The following is an 18,779-nucleotide window of genomic DNA, read 5'->3' as shown; positions in this document are numbered from 1 at the left end:
CATCGCCATCGGATAGCCGACCGCGAGATCCTGCCATCCGGCGCTCGGAAGAAACCGAAGCTGCCCGAGATGAATTACGACGTGGGTCGCACCGATCACGACACCCGCCATCAGGACCACCCAACCCCGACCTTGACGGCGGCGCTCACGCTTGTACGCCTCGGTGTAGGGGCCGCCCGCGTCTTCCGACGACCGGCCGTCTCGTTCTTCGCCTGACATCGCGCGCTGCCAGCACGTCCATACGTTGTCGATCGTGAGCGAGTCGGCCGACGGAGCCGAACCACCGCCGAGGAGAAGGCAACCTGGGGCGAGGGCACGCCTGCGCTGGTAGCACTGAGCGGGACAGCATGCGCGAGAGGTTCTGATTCGGCGGTACGGGGAGGGGGCCCGTTCGACTCCGTTGCGCCCGGTGGCAAACCGATATCGACTACTTCCCGGCAGCAGCGGGAACCATCGGCGAATTGTCCGGTCCCGACCTGGTGAACCCTGACCAAGACGATCTCGGCATTCGATTTCATCGGACACGTTCTGGTGCTCGACCTTCGGGGGCGGTGGTGCGGAACGTGCGTGATCATTCTCCGATGGTTCGTCCGGTGTTTCGCCACGCGAGCATGCCGCCTTGTAGTTCGACGACATCGGTGTAGCCGAGAGAGGCCAGTTCTTTCGCAGCGGTGGCGCTCATTGTCCCGGTACGGCAGTAGATCGCCAGCGGCGTGGTCCGGTCGGGCGGCAACGTCGCGGCCTGTTGTCGGATCTGGTCGAAGGGAAGGCTCGAGTCGGTTCCCGGGAGCTGGCCCTCGTCGGGGGTATGGACGTTGATCGTGACTCGGGCGGGATCGGCGATTGCGGCGGCGAAGTCAGCGGGATCGAGCAGTTCCGCCCGTGTAGCAACGGGCATCGACGCGGTGGGCTCAGAGACCTCGCCGCCGGTACATCCAGCGAGTGCAAGGACGAGGACAGTCAGTATCGATGCCGGACTACGGAGCGTCGATCGGGACACCGAATGCGGTGCCATCGCATCGAGGTGATCACCGAAAGGCACACGCATAAAAATACGTTCGGTGATCACGAGAGCACCTGCGACGCTGCGAGGACGCCGATGAGGACCGCGCAGCAGATGAGCGAGACAGTGAGTCGGCCTCGACGAGTGTGCGCGTCCACTCGAAACAGAAACAGGCCTTGCCGGACCAATGTGTATGCGGCAATACTCCCCAGGAAGACCAGCCCTCCGACGGGAAGGTCGACCTGAAGTACCGCGGCGAGCGCAACTCCCGCGATCAACAGGGCTGCAGCGGCCTCGTAGAGCTGAACCGGAATCCTCCTCGTCGCCAGGGTGCGATCGGACGAAAACAGGCCCCACCGAGATCGAGTCGGACGCCCCGAACAGCAGCCCGCCAAGAAGCATCCCGGACGACCGATCGCCATGCCGAGAAACAATCCCGGGGTGGTTGCATCCAGGACTGCGCCGACGTCCATACCCCCGAGTGCTCCGCCGATGACCAAGGTGCCGAGCGAAACGAGGAGGAAGCCTTGTATGCACGCTCCTGCGCGGATGAAAGTAGATATCGGTCGACGGTGCAAGATCAAGTACCAAACCTTGGCACCGATATATCCCAAAACGCAACTCAGAGCTGAAATTGCAACAGCAGCAGCAACATTGGCATCCATGCGTGAGAGCAGGAATCCCTGAACAATCAATGCAACCACCGCTCCCGCGGCTACCAACGCCGGCCAACTCCACACCCGCACAGCGGGACCGTATGTCAGTAGCGCAGTGCGCGCGGTGAGCACAGAGTTCTGCTGCCGTTCGCTACTGTCTGCGCCCCCGTCGATGCGTCGCGCACTCACCTCCCACTCCCCGCTGGCAATGCCCTGAATACGGGTGGTCGCGGCGAACCGGCCTCCAGCGGCAGGACGTGATTTCACGACCAGAGTCCGATCGAAACCGACCTTCTCGGTCGATGCATGGCCCTCGACTTCCACCCGCGATCCAGTGAAGCGAATCGCCACGTCGTGGCTGGGCTCGGCATCGGCCCCGCCGACACCCCAGTACGTCACCGCAAGCCCCAGCGGCTCGACCTGGGAAATCTCATCGGTACAACTGGTGGCTGGTGAGCGCTTGGGTGCGTAACTCTGCGGTGCGGGCGCAACAGCTTCAGGCGTGCGGGCACGTGGGCGCTCCGGCGGCGCTGCAGTATCGATCGTCGGTTCTGCGGCCTGGGCCGACGCTCGCGGTGGGGTAGTGGAGTCCGGCGCGAAAGCCCGGGCGACAGTGGGATGGAGTGCACCGCTGCCGGGCGAGTGGCCCCTGCTTCGAAGATAATCGGCGGCGGCGACGCTGACCGCAGAATGTGGGGCCACCGCTGAGAGGGGATGCCTTGGCTGGGGCTCAGTACGTATGGCACCGGGGTGGGGAGCCGGTGGGCCGCCCCCGGATCGTGTCGCCGTGGTTCGTCGTTTGTGCGCTTTCGATCGCGACTTGCTGGATTTCTTTCCCACAGGTTGCCTCCATCATCGCCTGTCCGGGCGACGGCGTCTCGACAGCAGTCAACTACTATGCTCGATAGTAGCTGAACTACTAAGCGTTATAGTAGGAGCTGCGGGATGACCACACTCCGCAGGTCAGCAGGTGGCTGGTGCGAGAGTGAGGAGCAGCAATGATGAATATGGGCACCATGAGTGGCGGATGGACGATGATGGCAGGAATGGCCGCGTTCTGGCTGGTCGTGATCGCTCTGTTGATCTGGGGTGCGGTTCGGCTGATGTCCGCTCGCCCGCAATCGGGGGAGGACGCGCAGGAAATCCTCGATCGTAGATTCGCGGCCGGGGAGATAGATCGAGATTTCTATCGCGCAGCGGTCGCAGAATTGGCGACCGCTGCGCTGCGCAAGCGTGCCGACACTCGGTAAAGAGCAACTGCGGTGTGACGGGCAGGCATTTTCACCGCATGTGACCGAGTTTGCGGACTGGATATGTCGGTGCGCGCCGGCTGGCCGGTAGGGCAGGGCTCGCCCGGGGCCGGTGAGCGGCAACTGTCGGCGCGTTCGAAGGCGCACCGAAACGATCAGATCGAAAGTGGAACCGAACGTGAGTGATACACCCATCTACGACTTACTCAACGCTACATCGGCGGCGCCGCAGCCCCATGGTGAACGAGACAGTATCGCTCCACCGTCCGATCTGCGGCGTCAGCGATCGACCGAACGAGCAGTTCCGCGATCTTCGAGAGTCGACACGCGGGCTCGCCATGCGCGCCGTGACACGGCGTAATTCGCCCTGCCCTGCCTCCAGTCGGTGAGAAGACTCGTAACGGAAATCGCAGCGAACGCCGATGATCCACGCGCGTGTGCAGGTACGCCCGTCGCTGTAAGGCTCAGCTGTGCCGCGGATGCATGCGCCCCTTGACCGAATCGGTATCGACATCCATGCCCGTCCGTGAGCATGACAGCGACCGCGGGTGCACCTGGTGGCCAGCCGACTGGCGCTCACGCGTTGACAACACCCTGACGGTTCTTCCCAATGGGATCAGGAAGGGGTATGGTTCGACTTGATCAACATATACCCCTATGGGGTATATGTTGTCCGAGATGTCGAAAGCTACGCATGATCATCACGCACTGTCAGTTACGCCGGTATTGATGTACGGCCACTGTGAGCCGTCGGTCCGCAACGACGTCAACGCCGTGATCGGAATGGACACTGTCGCGTTATCGGCGGCGGCAGGGACATTCACGGTCACCAGTGCAGCCGCGCTCGTCCAGGCGCAGATCATTGTCGCCCTCGACGCCGAATACACAGCCGAACCAGAACCCACGAGTTCATGGGATGAATGGATATCGAACTCGATGGATGAGAGGACTGCACGATGAACGATCACACACACTCCGACGTCGACTCCGCGCGGACGGATCCGCCGAACAGACTGCAGCACAGCGGGCATGAAGAAGGACCCGAAATGCACACGGACGGGGCAGAGAAGGCGACTCCGCAGTCGGACCACGACACCGGCGGGCACAACGCAGAGCACGGCGGGCACACCGGTCACGGTGATCACGTCGGTATGTTTCGTCGCCTGTTCTGGGTCATGCTGGTCCTTGCCGTTCCGGTGATCGTTGCCTCGAACATGTTCGCGATGCTCCTCGGCTACTCATTGCCCGACGCAGCGTGGATTGCCTGGGTCTCTCCGGTGTTCGGAACGGTGATGTACGCCTGGGGCGGATCTCCCTTCCTCTCCGGAGCAGTCAGCGAAATCCGTTCCCGTGCACCGGGAATGATGCTGCTCATCGCCCTGGCGATTACCGTCGCATTCATTGCGTCGATGGGAGCGAGCCTCGGCCTGCTCGATCATCAGCTCGACTTCTGGTGGGAACTGGCCCTGCTGATCGTGATCATGCTGCTCGGGCACTGGATCGAAATGCGATCCCTCGCGCAGACCACCTCCGCTCTGGACTCGTTGGCGGCGTTGCTCCCGGATGTCGCCGAACGCGTCGAGGGCGACGATGTGGTGCCGGTGCCCCCGTCCGAGCTGCAGCTCGGTGATGTCGTTGTCGTCCGCCCCGGCGGCCGCGTACCGGCGGACGGCACCATCGTCTCCGGATCGGCGAGCATGGACGAATCGATGATCACCGGGGAATCACGCACCGTCCGCCGCAGCGACGGCGATCAAGTCGTCGCCGGCACTGTCGCCACCGACTCAGGTCTGCGCGTCCAGGTCACTGCAGTAGGGGAGGACACCGCCCTCGCCGGCATCGGCCGCTTGGTCGCCGACGCCCAGAACTCGACCTCGCGCGCTCAGCGCATCGCGGACACCGCCGCTGGCTGGCTGTTCTGGTTCGCTCTCGGTGCCGCGATCATCACCGCTGCGGTGTGGACTCTGGTCGGGATGCCCGACGACGCCGTCATCCGCACCATCACCGTGCTGGTCATCGCCTGCCCGCACGCACTCGGACTGGCGATTCCGCTGGTGGTCTCCATCGCCACCGAACGCGCCGCCCGCGGCGGTGTTCTGGTCAAGGACCGGCTCGCACTCGAAACCATGCGCACGGTGGACACCGTGCTGTTCGACAAGACCGGGACCCTCACCAAGGGTGAACCCACCGTCACCGCAGTCGAGGTGACCGGCGGGCGCACCGCCGACAACGTTCTCGCGCTGGCCGCTGCCGCAGAAGCAGATTCCGAACATCCACTCGCCCGTGCCATCGTCGAGGCCGCACGCGCGCGGAACCTGACGGTCCCGGCTGCAGCCGGCTTTCAGTCGTCCCCCGCCGTCGGGGTCGCAGCCGACGTCGACGGCGTCCGGATCCAGGTCGGCGGGCCGGCACTGCTCGAGCAGGAACACGGATCCGAACTCGCTGTCGCCGACCGGTGGCGCGGGGACGGGGCGATCATCCTGCACGTCCTCGCCGACGGGGCCGTGATCGGTGCCCTCGCGCTCGCCGATGAGATCCGGTCCGAGTCACGCACTGCGGTAGACGCGCTGCACGCGCGAGGAATCGCGGTCGTGATGATCACCGGTGATGCCGACGCCGTCGCGAAGTCCGTCGCCACCGAGCTCGGTGTGGACCGCTACTTCGCCGGGGTGAAACCGGAAGACAAGTCGCACAACGTCGCTGAACTCCAGAGCGAAGGCCGTACGGTGGCGATGGTCGGCGACGGAGTCAACGACGCCCCGGCTCTGGCGCAGGCCGATGTCGGTATCGCGATCGGGGCCGGCACCGACGTCGCAATCGCATCGGCCGGAGTGATCCTCGCCAGCGACGACCCGAGGTCGGTGTTGTCGGTGATCGAACTCTCGCGCGCCTCGTACCGAAAGATGAAGCAAAACCTCTGGTGGGCAGCGGGATACAACCTCATCTCGGTTCCGCTCGCGGCAGGAGTGCTCGCGCCGGTCGGGTTCGTGCTGCCGATGTCGATCGGCGCGATCCTGATGTCGCTGTCGACGATCATCGTCGCTGCGAACGCACAATTACTGCGTCGACTCGACCTCACACCCGACACCATCACCGGAGCGGTGAACGAGGGGAGTTCCAACCCTCCGTCGCAGCGCACACCGTCACTGTGAGAGCTGATCTCGTACCGGGAACGCAGCCCTGACAATTGTGGAACGTTGATGGCCGCACCTTCTCCGCCGGAGAGGATGCGGCCATCGTTGTCTATAGCGGGCCGGGTCAGCCGAGCAGCCGCTGCATGGTGTCGATTTCCTGCTGCTGGGTGGCGACGATGGTGCGGGCCATCTCCAGGGCGTCAGGATTGGAACCGTCTGCGATTTCGGTGTTGGCCATCTCGATGGCGCCGGTGTGGTGGGCGATCATCATCGTCAACCACTGGCGGTCGAATTCCGGTCCCGACGCTGCCATCAACGCGTCCATGTCCTGAGCGGTCATCATGCCGCTGCCGGAGCTGTGGTCCATCCCGCCCATGTCACCCATGTCACCCATGTCACCCCTGTCCATGTCGGGCATGGGCTGGCCCCACTCGGTGAGCCAGGTGGTCATCTGGTCCATCTCGGGCTGTTGCGCGGCGGCGATCGCCGATGCCAGCGACAGCACCTCCGGGTTGTCGGTGCGGCCGTTCGCCATGTCGGCCATCTCGACTGCTTGGGCGTGATGCGGGTACATCATCTGCGCGAACATCACGTCGGCATCGTTGAACTCTGCGGACGCGCTTGCTTGGGCCGAGGACATCGGTGCCGAGGACATCGATCCCATCGCATGGCCGTCCATCGACGAATCGGCCGCGTTGTCGCTACAGCCGACGACGAGGAACGCGCTCGCGGCGGCAGCAGCGATCGAGGCAATGACTTTGGTACGCATGAGGAAACTCCTTGCAAGAGTGGGTAGTGCAGAGAATTGGATGTCGTTCGATCCGCCGACAGACACGCGTCTGCCGGGCTCCCTGTCACACTCGCAAGGTCACCGATCTGTCCAACTCCCATAACGTCCACGGCGGCGCACGCTCAAGCGTGGAGTCGGCCCGTCCAATGATCCGGTTCACCGATGTCGGCGCCAGGTCGAGGGCTGCGCTCATCGCCGGGACCGTCAGCGCGGGCCACGACACCGTCGTGCCGACGCAGGGATGCATCATCTGGTGCCCCGACGGGCAGTCATGTTCCCCGGTCATCACCGGAACCGTGGCGTCCGTGTGGGACGGTGCTGCGAACGAGGCATGGCCGCCGCTCATCGATGTGGACATCGAGCCGGTCACGGGCATCGACATCGGTGTCACCGAATGCATCAACAGGACACCGAACACCGTCAGTGCAATCAGTAAAGCTGCCGTCGGAGCTGTGCCCCGTCGACCGTGCCGATTCACTGAGTGCATGCGGCCGATGATACCAACATATACCCCCTGGGGGTACGCCTGTCTCGTCGCGTTCGGTCGTCGAAGCATTTCGTCATGTCTTCGAGGTGTCGAGTCCGAGATCTGTTGCGCGGTTGTAGTCGTCGTCGATGAGCACCACGCTGCGATGTTCCCGGTCGAGTAGTGAGGCCGCGATCGAGGCGCGATAGCCGGAGGCGCAGTGCACCCACACTTTGCCGTCGGGAACTTCTGCGAGTCGGTGCGGCAGTTCGTGGAGGGGAATGTTGATCGCACCGGGGATGTGGCCGTCCGCGTATTCGGACTGTTGACGGGTGTCGAGCACTGCAATGTCCGAGTCCTCTGCGGCGAGTCCGGCGAAGTCGGACACTTCGTAGGACCGTACGCGCCCGTCGCTGGCGAGCGAATGAATCTCTCCGACAGCGGAGCCGGAGGGGTGGTCGATGCCGATACGTGCCAACTCCCTTGTGGCCTCGTCGATTTGATCGGATGTGTCGCCGATCAAGGTCAGCGGCGCACCCCACTGGTAGAGCCAGCCGAGGTAGGTGACGAATGTCGTCGACAGCTCGAAGCCGAGGGAACCGTCGAGATGTCCGGCAGCGAAGGCGGTGCGTGCGCGGAGGTCGACGACCCATTGTCCGTCGTCGATGCGGCGGCGTAGTTCGTCGGGGTCGACGGGTTCTGGGGTGGACAGGTCGATCGGTGCGGGGCCTTCGGTGTTGATGACGCCCATGTGGGCGTAGTACGCGGGGTAGGCCGACAGTCCTGCGATCAACTCGTCGACGTAGGTTTGTTCGTCCTGGGTCAGCGCGGGATTGGACTGTTGCTGTTCACCGATGGTCGACGAGTCGCCGCTGGTGGGGGTCGCGGAGCAGAAGCTACCGAATCCGTGGGTGGGGTAGACCTCGACGTCGGCGGGGAGTTCGGCGGCGATTCGACGGACCGAGTGGAACTGGGCATGGGTGAGCTCGTCGGTGTGTTCGGAGCCGAGTAGGTCGGTGCGGCCGGTGGATCCGTAGAGCATCGAGCCGCCGGTGAAGATCGCGATCGGTTCGTCTCCGAGTTGCAGTACGTAGCTGACGTGATGATGTGTATGGCCGGGTGTGCATGACCTGAAACGTCGCCGATCCCGCGTCGACGACATCGCCGTCCCCCACTGCCCGTCGCTCGAATTCGACCGGGTCACCCTCGGGCACAACGTATTCGGCTCCGGTGGCGCGTGCGAGTTCGAGGCCGCCGGTGACGTAGTCGTTGTGGATGTGGGTTTCGAGTACGTGGGTGATGGTGGCGTTCTTCTCCGCTGCCAATGCCAGGACGCGGTCGATGTCACGTTGGGGATCGATCACAACGGCGATGCCGTCGTGGCTGACCAGGTAACTGCGGTCGCCCAGGCTCGAGGTTTCGATGATGGCGATATCTGGATCGGTCGTGCTCATGGGGTACTCCTACGGTGTTGTCGGGTCGGCCTCGTTTCTGACGTGAAATGTGTCGTTCAGGCCAGTGCGAGGAAGAGTTTTTCCAGTTCCGCTTCGGTCATGGGTTCTTTGTTGTCGGCGGTCTCGCCGGTCATGCATTCGCGGAGGCCGGTGGCGACGATCTTGAAGCCGGCTTTGTCGAGGGCGCGGGACACTGCGGCGAGTTAGGTGACGACGTCTTTGCAGTCGCGTCCGTTCTCGATCATGCCGATCACTCCGGCGAGCTGGCCGTGTGCGCGGCGCAGACGGTTGAGTACCAATGCGATGCTGTCTTCGTCGCCGACCATTGCGATCTCCTGATGGTGTGAGGGTGGTAGTCGTTCCAGATTACCCCTGGGGGCATCGGGTCGGTGTGTGCGTCCGGTCATGAAAGAAAGAGTGTGTCGACAAGTACGTAGCCTGCGACGGCGAACACCAGGTAGGCGAACCACGTGCGCAGCTTGTCGGTGTCGATGCGTGTGCTCAGTCGCCCGGCGACCAGCGAGCCTGCGATCGCCGCACCGGCGAACGCGGCTGTCAGCGGCCAGTTCCCGCCGAGCCCGTCGGCCTGAGCGATCAGTCCGGCGGCGGAGTTGGCGACGATGACCACCAGCGATGTTCCGACGGCGACACTCATCTCGATTCCCAACAGCAGCACGAGTGCGGGGATGATCAGGAATCCTCCGCCGACGCCGAACAGTCCGGTGAGGACTCCGACGCCGAACCCGGTCGGGATGGACCGTGGTGCGCACCGCCGCCAGTCGATCCCGGAATTCCCTGTTTTGCAGGCAGTTCCGACATCGTCGTGGATGCCGGCGTCGATCTCGGCGGCGGAGAAGATCAGCTGTACCGGGATGCCGGGGCTCAGTTCGCTCTCGCCGATCTTGATCAAGAACTTGCCGAGTCCGGATGGGGGCTCGATCGGCTCGTCGTGTTTGCGGCGATCTCCGGTCATGGGCGGCGGCGCGGACCATCCGCTGACCATGTCGGATTCGGTGGCCGTGAACTTGACGATGCCGGCCAGGCGTTCGACTTCTTTTTCCGGGATCGGGCCGATGACCTTGACGCGGGCGCGTTCGAGGAAGCCCAGGGCTTTGTTCGCCGATCCGGTCGTCGACTGCGATTCGAGGTCGGTGATGGTGTGGGTGATCATCCACAGCGCGGTGGCGATGGCTCGGTTCAAGCGGGTGAGGGCGTTGACGCGGTCGACCATGAAGTCGCCCAGTCCCAGGACCTGCCAGAGCTCGTCCATGATGGCCTGGAAGTAGCGCTGCGGTCCCAGGCCCGCGTCGGCGAGGGCGTGTGCGGCTTCGATGGCGGCGAAGCCGTCGGACCAGCACACGAGCATCACGGCCGCTTTGAGTTTGGTGTCGCCTTCGGCGATGTGCGAGACATCGATGCAGATGGCGACGGCGTCGATGTCGATTTCGGTGGTGGTGTGTCCGTTGAACACTTCACCGAACCGTCCTTTGATCAGCCCGCGCAGTGATTGCCGGAGGCGTTTGGTCGAGCGTCGGTACTCCTCGACGGTGTCTTCGCCGGCGTCGGCGATCAGTTCGGGGTGTCCGTCGATGACGAGGGCGAGCAGGTCACCGAGTAGGGGCGGGCGATCGGGGGTGTAGCCCATCTCGCCGTAGAGCAGGTTCAGCGAGGTCGCGAGGATGGTTTCCTCGAAGTCCTGCACCTGGCCGCCGCGGGAGAGTTCGATCAGTCCCGAGACGACCTGGACCTGGCGGCCGCGGAGCTCGGCGAGCATGCGGCGCTGCAGGTCGGGGAACGCCGAGAGGGTGGGGATCACCGATCCCAGGACCCCACCGGCGAGCGGGTTGATGCGTCCGTATCCGTAGCCGAGATCGATCACCTGGCCTCCGACGGCTTCGATTTCCTTGCGGTAGTCGGGCTTGACGTCGGCCAGGACGAGGGTGGTGACGTTCTGTGCGATACCGCCCAGGACCACGCGTCGTACGAACGAGGACTTGCCGTAACCGTTGAGTCCGAGCACGAAGCCCACCGGTGCGGTGATCAGACCTTCGATGAACCAGTTGAGCAGGTCGAAGCAGACCGCGGCGCGGGTGAGCAGGTGTTGCCCGATCGGGGTCCCGATCAGTGGTGCTCCGGCACCGACCGACCACGGCCACAGGCCGGCAGCTTGGACGGAGGTGGCGCGGTATTCGATCTGTCGGCCGACGGTGTTGGTGCGCCCGCCCCCTGGGCCGGCGAATCCGCGGTCGGTCAGGCGCAGGGTGGAGCGGGCGAAGCCGTCGGCCGAGGACGAGTAGTCCGCGGCGTCGCGGTTGCGGCGGCGGCGGTCGTCGGTGGCGAGCCTGTGTTTGGCCCACATGCTGCGCACGCCGGGACGGTTCGCGGCGACGACCAGGGCCGCGCGGGCGGTGTCGTCGAGGATCTTGACCATGGACGGGTCCTCTTCTCGTCTCGGGTGCTTATCCGGCGAGTGCGCCGGGGAGGGTGGCGTGTTCGGGCAGCACTGCACCGATGCCGAGGGAGCCGTAGAACCCGGCGGCCTGCCAGCGGTAGGCGCGGCGGATCTTGAGACGGCACTGCACCGACAGATCGCGGACGATGGCTTCGATGGCCGGGATGTCGCCGGTGAGGGGCTCGGTGACGGTGATCAGCACCCCGAAGCGCACGAGTCCGTGGCCACGGGCCTGCTCTTCGCGGGCGCGGGAGGTCGATTCGACCTTGATCGAGGCGGTCACCGATCCGATGCCGCGCCCGCCTTGCTCGGCGATGAGTGCGTTCTTGTAGTCGGTGTCGACGATCTTGACCGCATCCGCCGCGGTGTGGGGTCGGTAGATGATCGCGACACGTTTGCGAGGCACGTCGGGATTGGGAGCGAGGATGCGCCGAAGGACGCCCTCGTCGACGGCGCTGGCGGGAGCGGAATCCATTTCCCAGGTCACCGACCGGCCACCGTCGTGGACGTACTGGTCGAACTTCTCCTCGTGCGAAACCGGTCCGGCGTCGTCCCAGTGAAGTCCGTGTCCCGCCGAGCTCGACGACGCGCGTTCGAGATCTGCCTGTGAAGCGGGATCGGTGGAGCGCCGGACGAAGGCGACGATGTCGGCCGCAGGCATGGGCCGGACCATCACCGACGCCGATTTGAGGGCCGCGCACAGCCCTGGTAGTCGACGGCTGATCTCGACGGCCTGCTCGGACGGGTCCTTCTTGCGGGCATCAGTGGTGGCGCGGAATGTCACTGCGATCCGGGCCTCGAGCTGGACCTGTTCGGTGGGCAGCGACTCGGCGAGGTCGTACATCGAATGCTGAGCCAGGGCAGGTGCATTCGGCGCGGTGTTGCGGTCGACTTCGGCGAGCAACCGGTTACCGGTTTCGGGGACTGTGTCGATGACCGGGACGACGGCCACGATGTCGGAAGTCTGGCCCATCGCGGCGAGTACGACTCCCCATTCGCCGACCCAGTTGTTGATCAGGGACTGATCGACTGCTTCGTCGCCCTGCGGCCAGGCGCGCAGCACCACGGTGTAGCAGTGCTTGGCGGGCATGTGGATCATCCCGAACCGGAACCCGGCGGCGTCTTCGCCTTCGTAGAGTTTGGTCGGGGCCATGATGCCCGGGAGGAACGCTTTGCCTCCGGGTAGTTCGGAGAACAGCCCGCCTCGGTAGATGTTCTCTTTCCTGCGTCGTGCTCGTATCCACTGCATTCTCAGCACCGTCATTTCGTATCCGGATCGACCATCTCTGCTCCACACCAGCGGTGCGGCAACAACTGTCGCGATTGTTGCGACGACCACGCCTGTGCCGAAACCGGCGAACATCATGGTCACCATCACCGAGATCACCAGGACGAACCCGATGATCGTCGCTGCCCATGTCGCACCGAACAATCCGGTGTTTCGGGGCTTGGTCCACCCGTGGTAGAGCAGACCTGCTTCGGTTCTCGTCGCCATCTACTCACTCCTCGGATAGGAAAGAACACGTTGCGCCACAACCGGTGTGGCCGATGTCGGGGTGGTCATCGCGGTATCGCGTGTCGGTTACCGCTGCTGCTGTTGTTGTTCGAGGTTCGGCCACCGGCGAGGTCGTCGGCCGAACGTCCTGCGCCCGCAGCTCCGGACCCCACCGCCTTGGCTGCCTTCGATCCCGATCCGCCGCCCGATCCTCCGCGAGATCCGTTGGCGCTCTGACTCTGTCGGCCTGATGCCGAGGACGGCGAACCGCCTGGCGAGGGTGGGGTCAGGTTCGGTCGTGGGCTCGGGCGACTTCCGCCGCCGCCGCCGCCACCACCACCACCACCACCGCCACCGCCGGCGAGTCGTCCGGCACCACCGGCCCCTCCGGAGAACGCTGCCGCGCCTGCGCTGCCGCCACCGACTGCTTTGCCTGCAGCCATGGACTTTCCGCCCGTGGCGACCGCAGCTCCGGCCATCAGAGCTGTTCCTGCTGCGGCGGCACCGGATCCACCCGAGCCGACGGCCGCGACCGCCGGCACCAACAGGCGCATCATCGCGGGCAGAACCGCCGCGGCCATGGTGAGCATGACGATGCCCAACAGCGATTGTTGGAGCTGGTCGATGTCGGGGATCTCGCCCTCGGTGACGTTCGCCGAGTTCTGTGCGGTCAGGAACGCCATCGCGTAGACCAGTGCGCCGACGGGCTTGAAGAGCAGGAACGCAATGATCCAGGCCACGATCTTCTCGTAGGACTGTGAGCCGACCGAGGTACCTCCGGCCGCGGCCGCGAGCGGTGCGGCCGCGACAGCGGCAATGAGAAGCACCTGGCGGGCCACGAGCATCACTGCCTGCGCGATCGCGCCGAGAAGTCCGACAAATCCGATGATCAGCATCAGCCCCGGGGTGGCGCTGCCGTAGGAGTTGATCGAGAGCATCGAGTCGACCATGCCCACCGGGTCACGGTTGGAGGTATCGGTGATCAGCCAGTCCGAGAACGCGTCCCCGGCACGGGTTCCCGCGGCGACGACGACGGAGAACATCGTGGCGGCAATGACGGTGCGGGAGAGGGCCTTATAGGTTTCTTCGGCTTCGTTGAGCAGTGCGTGACGACGCGCAGCCGCCAGACGCAAGGCCAGGAAGATGATCGTCGCGACCAGCAGTGCGAGTTGTATCCAGCCCGTGTACTCCGAGATCGTCTGCAGCGGAGTGAAATTCTGCAGATCCGGGTTCGGGATCTTGATCCACCAGGTCATCGCCATGGTCAGTACTTGCGCCATGCCGGTGAGGATCGACTGCACGATCTCCCCGAACTGCGATTCCCACATCTCCGCGAACTGGCTGGTGGCGAAGTTTTTGGCTGCGTCGAGGGGGTTGCCATCGGCGGCGCACAGTGCGCCGCTCGCGCCGCCGATCAGATCGCCGATAACCGGCAACTGCGTGCCCAATACGTCTCCGACGACGTCGCCGGCGGTGTCGCACGCGGTGGTCTGCGCCGAGTCCGTCTGTGCCGTGTCGTCCGGGGTGGGTTGCTGCGCGGCCGCGATCGCACTGCCGGTCAGCATCACCGCAAGCGCGATCACCAGTGCCACTGCGGTCGACCGGAGGTACCGGAGGGCGAGGGTCGTCATTTGCCGGGCCATTGCGTCCACCCCGCCAACGTCGGGGTGTTGCCGACCTTGCCCGCCTCGGCGAGCTTGAGGGACCAGTCGCCGCCGCGCCAGAGCAGCTCGATCGGCACCGTGGTCCAGCCGTTGCCGGAGACGTTCTTGCCGGCGTATTCGATCACCGCGTAATCCGAGGAGTAGTAGGTCAGGCGGTAGGCCTCCTGTCGAAACAATGGCTTGGCCGGCGGCGCGGTGTTGCCGGCCGCGATCTGACGTTGGGCGTTGGCGAGATTGCGGTCGAGCTCGGTCTGCAGCTCGGGGGTCGAGGCGACCGCTCGGGTACTCATCACTGCCGCTGCACCCTCGAACGTGGATTGGCTGCGGTTCACCAGCTGCAGTCCCGCCAGGGCCGCGCCTTGTGGGGTTCGAGCGAAGCCGGTGGCGAGGGCACCGTCGACTGCGGTGGGCCCGTCGGAGGCGGAGAACGGGAGGGGATAGTTCTGCACTTTCTGCCAGATCACCCCGGCAGGCGGGGCGCTCTGGTAGTCGGCGGAGCTGGGATCGGGGCGAGAGCCGGGGTCTTGGTCGAGGGCGATGCCGTTCGGGTTCGGGGGCACCTCGACGCGGAAGCCGAGTTCGTCGAGGTAGGGCAGTCCCCAGTCGGCGCGGTTGCTCTGGGTCGGCTGCGGCGCGGCGGGACTGGCGGTGTCGGGTTGCGACGCGGCGCTCTCGCGGGCGCTGCGGTTGATCAGGACGGCCGCGGTGCCGCCGACGACGACGAGAACGATCACGATCACCGACAGCACCAGCGTCCACCGGCGTCCGCCCAGGACCTGTCCGTCGTCACCCGGGGACGACGGCACGGGATTGTGTCGCGGGGCTGTGCTCATCACGATTTCTCCAAGGGTGTTGCCTCTGCCGGTACTTCGGTGATCGAGCGCACTCTGACGGTGGTGTCGCCGGGCTCGGGAAGCAGTAGCCGCCAGTCCTCGCCCGACCAGAGAACTGCGGTGTCGGATGCGGCGATCGATTCGTCGGGGAAGGTGGTGTAGATCGTCAGAGCCGCCCGCTCGGCGGTGTAGTCGGTGATCCGGTACCCGGCGATCGAGGGACGCTCGTCGGCGGCAGGGGGTGCGGTGATCGAGATCAGCTGCCGGTTGACGGCGAACGAGTCACGTGCAGGTCCGGGAGCGACCGCGGCATTGACCACCGATGGCCATTGGTAGTCGGGAGCGACCGAGATCCGCACGGTCTGTTGCAGTGCTGCCAGGGCCGCACCCTGCGGGTCGTGAGTGAATCCGCCGACAGGGCCGCTTCCCGGATTGCGGGCCGGGCCCTGATCGCCGACAGGCAGTGCGATGCCTTGGTAGTCCTGCCAGCGCACCCCGGTCGGTGGTGCGGACGGATCCGGGGCCGTCGAGGTGGTCGGAGCCGCCGTATCGGTGGCTTCGGTGCCGCCGGAGCTGCAGGCCGTGGCCAGTGCCGCTGCGAGCAGCCCGACGGCTATCCATGCTCGTGCCCCGCGGATGCGGGGTGCCCCGTCGTCGGGTGTGGATGCGGTCATGGTCGGAGATGCCTCTTTCGTTACGCGATGCTGGGGCGCTCGCATGGTCAGAACGTCAACAGGGCTGCGGCGATACCGGTTGCGGCAGAGGCGAACACGGCCGAGATGAGCGTGACCACGATCGATTGAGCGGCGTCGGTCTCGTGGGGGGACTCTCGTCGGGTGTAGGCCAAACGTCCTGCGGCCCAGATCAATCGGATGGTGAATATCGCGAAGGCGAACCAGAGCAGGTATTGCAGCAACTGCACCAATGGTTCGGTGACCTCGGTCGGTGGTGTCTTCACCTGTGCACGCTCATCCGGCGACGCTGGTCATGATGGTGCCGGCGCTGGTGGCGATGACACCGCCGATCAGGGCACCGACAATGATCTTCGGCGATTCCAGTGCCCCGCCGTTGTACTTCTCCCAGCCGAATTTTCCGCCGCCGTAGACCAGTGCACACACCCCGGCGAGAAGGACAAACCAACTGAGCCAGCGGCCCAGGCGTAGGAAGCCGTCGGACTTCGGGGGCGCTTCGGGGGTGAGCTCGATCTGGGCGAGGATGTCGATTCCGGTGTGCAGGCTGTGCAGGATCATGGCTTTCCTTTTGTCGGGGTGGTGGAGCGTTGAACGTCGAGGAGGATGGCCTCGCGTAGTTCCGATCCGACGGTGGCGATGTCGGCGGGAACGTCTGTGGCACTGCGCTTTTTCTCCGGTTGCGGATCGAACGGTGACCAGACCGCCAGGCCGCTGGGATCTCGCGCGAGTGGGTACTGCTCGATCCAGCCGATGCGCCAGTCGCGGCCGACGAGTGCGGTGACCACGTCGCGGGTCTGCTGGATCTGTTTGGGCAGCTTTCGACCCGGTCGGTCGGCCACGGTGATCAGGCCGATGATCGTGGAGGGTCCACCGTGGCCTGCGGTGTGTTGACGGAGCAGTTCACCTGCTTTGACCAGTCCCGAGACGGTCTCGCGGGCAACGATCGCGACGTAGGGACTTTGCTTTCCGTACCCGCCGGGCCAGCGGTCACCGCAGTCGCCGGCGGGAGCGAGGACGTGGGCGAGGGTGCTCACGCCTGCGCCGCCGTGTGCGCCGAGCAGCCAGAGCATCGGGGACGGGGAACGATCCGGTAGTGGTATCGGCCTGTCCCAGATCGGGAGCTCGCGTTCGGGTAGGCGCATCGAGAGATCTCCCGACTTGCGGGGTGTCTGGTTGCTGGAGGTCGCGAGGTGGGGAATGCTCACCGGTCCTGCCCTCCGGCGGCAGCGCGGACGGTGTTTGCCCGCAGCTGCTCGTAGGCGGCGGACGTCGCTGGGTTCAGCTCGTCGGCCGTAATCGGCAGCCCGGTGGCCAGGTGAGGGTCGTAGGGGATGTCGAGGACGGCGAACACTTTGCCGTGCAGGTGGTTTCGGAGTTCGTTGAGGTCGATTCCAGGTGTTCCCGGGAGCTGGTGGGATATCGCGATGATGGTGCGCAGTGGGCCTGCATCCGTGGCGGTGTAGCGGATGGTTTCCAGTGCCGCGCGCATCCGATTGACGGCATCGGCGCGGGCATGGACGGCCAGGACTATCGCCGCCCAGGGCTCGGACCGCAGCGGATCGGCTGCGGCGCGGCCGAACCCGCGGTGTCCGAGGTCGTAGATCGAGGTATCGACTTGGCTGCGGAGGTAGCGATCGATGCCCCGGTATGCCGGCTCGGCCGACTGCAGCCAGGCGCGCCCGAGTATGTGTGCTCCTGCCGAGGTCGCAGAGGTGCAGTCGGCGACCGAGGCCGGCACGTTGTCGGGGTCGGAGCTGTCGAAGGCGGTTTCGATGACGGTGTCGCTGACCATGGAATCTGCGCCGCGTTCGACCAGATCACCGCCTGCAGGTGTTGCGTCGACGACGACCACGTCGTGGCCGCGGGCAGACCATGCGTTGCCCAGTCCGAGTGCTGTCGTGCTCGCTCCTGCGCCCCCGCAGGCACCGAGGACCAGAGTCATCGGTGGTATCGGTTCGGGGGCGGGCACCGGTTCGGGGTGAGCACGTAGGGGAAGGACCCGTGCGCCCTGGTCCGCGGGGTCGGGTAACGGACTCTCTGGGGGCGGGGTGAGCCATTCGCTCATCCATTCGGCGCGCTCTTCGGTCACTGTGCTGCTCCGATCGAGGTGATGAAGGTGCGGCCACCGGCGTCGGTGGTGCTGATGGTCTGTTTGTCCGTGGTGCGAGTGCCGTCGCTGTACCGCTGTTCGAGGGTCACGGCGTAGGTGTTCGGGGCGGCGGCCCGGATGCTCACGCAGTGCTCGGTACCGGCGGGAATGGTGTCGATGCCGCGTTGGAGCTCGTCGGCGGTTGCAGACTTCAACTGCGCGTTCGGCGCGAGGATCTCGCGGGCGGCCGCGCCGCTGCGTTCGACGTAGTAGGCGTGCTCGAACGCCAGGATTGCTGCGCTTCCCGAGGTGGTACCGCCTGGGCCCGCGCCGGTCACCACGCCGTCGGTCACCGATTCGGGGCACCAGGAGTGGGCGAGCGCAGCGGTGGTGGTCGTGGGTGCGGGCAGCTCGGATGTCGGGGCTGGGGTCGACACGGCCTCGATCTCGGGCGTGGTGTCCGGGTCGGAGGTGAAGGCAGAGACCGCAAGTGCTCCGACACCGATCGTCATCGCGACGGCCGCCGCGGTGATGCCGAGCGCGCGGGCGTTGACGGGGCGGCGTCGAGCGGGGCGTGGGGTATCGGTCGAGACGGGCTGTGGGGGCGCGAGAAGCCAGTGCGACCCGTCGTCGGCGGAGCGGGTGTCATCGGTCTTGTCTGCTGGAACGTCCTGTGGCGGTGTGGGATCAGCCACCGGGGTGGCGTCGAGGGGATCGAAGGGTGGAAACCAAGAGTCGAGGGAGGTCGATGCTTCGTTGTTGTATGTCATCATCTTTGGTTCCTGTCTTCGAGAGTCCCTG

The 18,779-nt window shown here is 65.4% G+C and carries 19 protein-coding genes and 2 pseudogenes; 4 read left to right on the top strand and 17 right to left on the bottom strand.

All coding sequences use genetic code 11. The annotated features are described in order from the left end of the window. Positions 1 to 69: 69 nt before the first annotated feature. Positions 70 to 216 carry a hypothetical protein gene (locus tag AYK61_RS27280; RefSeq protein WP_156516238.1) on the top strand — a complete coding sequence of 49 codons (147 nt, stop codon included), beginning with the start codon at positions 70 to 72 and terminating at the stop codon, positions 214 to 216. A gap of 355 nt (positions 217 to 571) precedes the next feature. On the opposite strand, the gene AYK61_RS11895 is transcribed toward AYK61_RS27280, so the two are convergent. Beyond that, positions 572 to 1,048 (bottom strand): rhodanese-like domain-containing protein, encoded by a 477-nt coding sequence (locus AYK61_RS11895; protein WP_231578189.1) that lies wholly within the window; start codon positions 1,046 to 1,048, stop codon positions 572 to 574. A 17-nt stretch (positions 1,049 to 1,065) separates the two neighbouring features. Beyond that, complete coding sequence (locus AYK61_RS11890) at positions 1,066 to 2,361, bottom strand: prolipoprotein diacylglyceryl transferase family protein (RefSeq protein ID WP_230595438.1); 1,296 nt, start codon at positions 2,359 to 2,361, stop codon at positions 1,066 to 1,068. 296 nt (positions 2,362 to 2,657) lie between these two features. On the opposite strand from AYK61_RS11890, the gene AYK61_RS11885 reads away from it, so the two are divergent. The 3 genes from AYK61_RS11885 (at position 2,658) to AYK61_RS11875 (ending at position 6,061) form a co-directional block, all read left to right on the top strand. After that, positions 2,658 to 2,909, top strand: a complete 252-nt coding sequence (locus AYK61_RS11885) for a hypothetical protein (RefSeq protein WP_032401334.1) — start codon at positions 2,658 to 2,660, stop codon at positions 2,907 to 2,909. Between the two features lie 666 nt (positions 2,910 to 3,575). Then, positions 3,576 to 3,869 (top strand): hypothetical protein, encoded by a 294-nt coding sequence (locus tag AYK61_RS11880; protein WP_032375714.1) that lies wholly within the window; start codon positions 3,576 to 3,578, stop codon positions 3,867 to 3,869. After that, positions 3,866 to 6,061 carry a heavy metal translocating P-type ATPase gene (locus AYK61_RS11875; RefSeq protein ID WP_032401336.1) on the top strand — a complete coding sequence of 732 codons (2,196 nt, stop codon included), beginning with the start codon at positions 3,866 to 3,868 and terminating at the stop codon, positions 6,059 to 6,061. Before AYK61_RS11880 ends, AYK61_RS11875 begins: the two co-directional genes overlap by 4 nt. Positions 6,062 to 6,167: 106 nt before the next feature. On the opposite strand, the gene AYK61_RS11870 is transcribed toward AYK61_RS11875, so the two are convergent. The 15 genes and pseudogenes from AYK61_RS11870 to AYK61_RS11805 form a co-directional block, all read right to left on the bottom strand. Beyond that, positions 6,168 to 6,812, bottom strand: a complete 645-nt coding sequence (locus AYK61_RS11870) for a DUF305 domain-containing protein (RefSeq protein ID WP_008720034.1) — start codon at positions 6,810 to 6,812, stop codon at positions 6,168 to 6,170. Positions 6,813 to 6,897: 85 nt separating this feature from the next. Then, positions 6,898 to 7,320: a DUF6153 family protein gene (locus AYK61_RS11865; protein WP_027494146.1), complete on the bottom strand. Its 423-nt coding sequence runs from the start codon at positions 7,318 to 7,320 to the stop codon at positions 6,898 to 6,900. Between the two features lie 73 nt (positions 7,321 to 7,393). Further along, a complete protein-coding gene (locus AYK61_RS28245; protein WP_397485469.1) occupies positions 7,394 to 8,050 on the bottom strand; it encodes a rhodanese-like domain-containing protein in 657 nt (218 codons plus the stop codon). A 145-nt stretch (positions 8,051 to 8,195) separates the two neighbouring features. Next, on the bottom strand, positions 8,196 to 8,753 hold the full coding sequence (locus AYK61_RS28240; RefSeq protein ID WP_397484790.1) for an MBL fold metallo-hydrolase: 558 nt from the start codon (positions 8,751 to 8,753) through the stop codon (positions 8,196 to 8,198). A 56-nt stretch (positions 8,754 to 8,809) separates the two neighbouring features. Continuing rightward, positions 8,810 to 9,079, bottom strand: a pseudogene (locus AYK61_RS11855) (metal-sensitive transcriptional regulator). A gap of 77 nt (positions 9,080 to 9,156) precedes the next feature. Next, positions 9,157 to 9,624 (bottom strand): annotated as a pseudogene (locus AYK61_RS28165) (TSUP family transporter); the annotation flags it as partial. Between the two features lie 1,588 nt (positions 9,625 to 11,212). Then, the gene (locus AYK61_RS11845; RefSeq protein ID WP_121870948.1) at positions 11,213 to 12,700 is read right to left on the bottom strand and encodes an SCO6880 family protein; all 1,488 of its coding nucleotides are present in this window, start codon (positions 12,698 to 12,700) and stop codon (positions 11,213 to 11,215) included. 65 nt (positions 12,701 to 12,765) lie between these two features. After that, a complete protein-coding gene (locus AYK61_RS27275) occupies positions 12,766 to 14,331 on the bottom strand; it encodes a hypothetical protein (protein WP_121870947.1) in 1,566 nt (521 codons plus the stop codon). After that, positions 14,328 to 15,197: a hypothetical protein gene (locus tag AYK61_RS11835; protein ID WP_241259768.1), complete on the bottom strand. Its 870-nt coding sequence runs from the start codon at positions 15,195 to 15,197 to the stop codon at positions 14,328 to 14,330. The genes AYK61_RS27275 and AYK61_RS11835 overlap by 4 nt, the downstream gene beginning before the upstream one ends. Further along, on the bottom strand, positions 15,197 to 15,871 hold the full coding sequence (locus tag AYK61_RS11830; protein WP_121870946.1) for a hypothetical protein: 675 nt from the start codon (positions 15,869 to 15,871) through the stop codon (positions 15,197 to 15,199). The genes AYK61_RS11835 and AYK61_RS11830 overlap by 1 nt, the downstream gene beginning before the upstream one ends. Before the next feature lie 47 nt (positions 15,872 to 15,918). Then, entirely contained in the window at positions 15,919 to 16,155 is a 237-nt protein-coding gene (locus AYK61_RS11825; protein ID WP_032393575.1) for a hypothetical protein, read from the bottom strand. A gap of 10 nt (positions 16,156 to 16,165) precedes the next feature. Next, positions 16,166 to 16,447, bottom strand: coding sequence for a hypothetical protein (locus AYK61_RS11820; RefSeq protein ID WP_121870945.1), 282 nt, complete (start codon positions 16,445 to 16,447; stop codon positions 16,166 to 16,168). Beyond that, a complete protein-coding gene (locus AYK61_RS11815; protein WP_259468021.1) occupies positions 16,444 to 17,094 on the bottom strand; it encodes a DUF6668 family protein in 651 nt (216 codons plus the stop codon). Before AYK61_RS11815 ends, AYK61_RS11820 begins: the two co-directional genes overlap by 4 nt. After that, complete coding sequence (locus AYK61_RS11810; RefSeq protein WP_147458314.1) at positions 17,091 to 17,978, bottom strand: ParA family protein; 888 nt, start codon at positions 17,976 to 17,978, stop codon at positions 17,091 to 17,093. The genes AYK61_RS11815 and AYK61_RS11810 overlap by 4 nt, the downstream gene beginning before the upstream one ends. Next, a complete protein-coding gene (locus AYK61_RS11805) occupies positions 17,975 to 18,751 on the bottom strand; it encodes a hypothetical protein (protein WP_094650848.1) in 777 nt (258 codons plus the stop codon). The genes AYK61_RS11810 and AYK61_RS11805 overlap by 4 nt, the downstream gene beginning before the upstream one ends. Positions 18,752 to 18,779 lie beyond the last annotated feature (28 nt).

Origin of the sequence: Rhodococcus sp. SBT000017 (genome assembly GCF_003688915.1) — a bacterium.
Taxonomy (GTDB): domain Bacteria; phylum Actinomycetota; class Actinomycetes; order Mycobacteriales; family Mycobacteriaceae; genus Rhodococcoides.
This window is presented reverse-complemented; position numbering and strand designations above follow the sequence as displayed.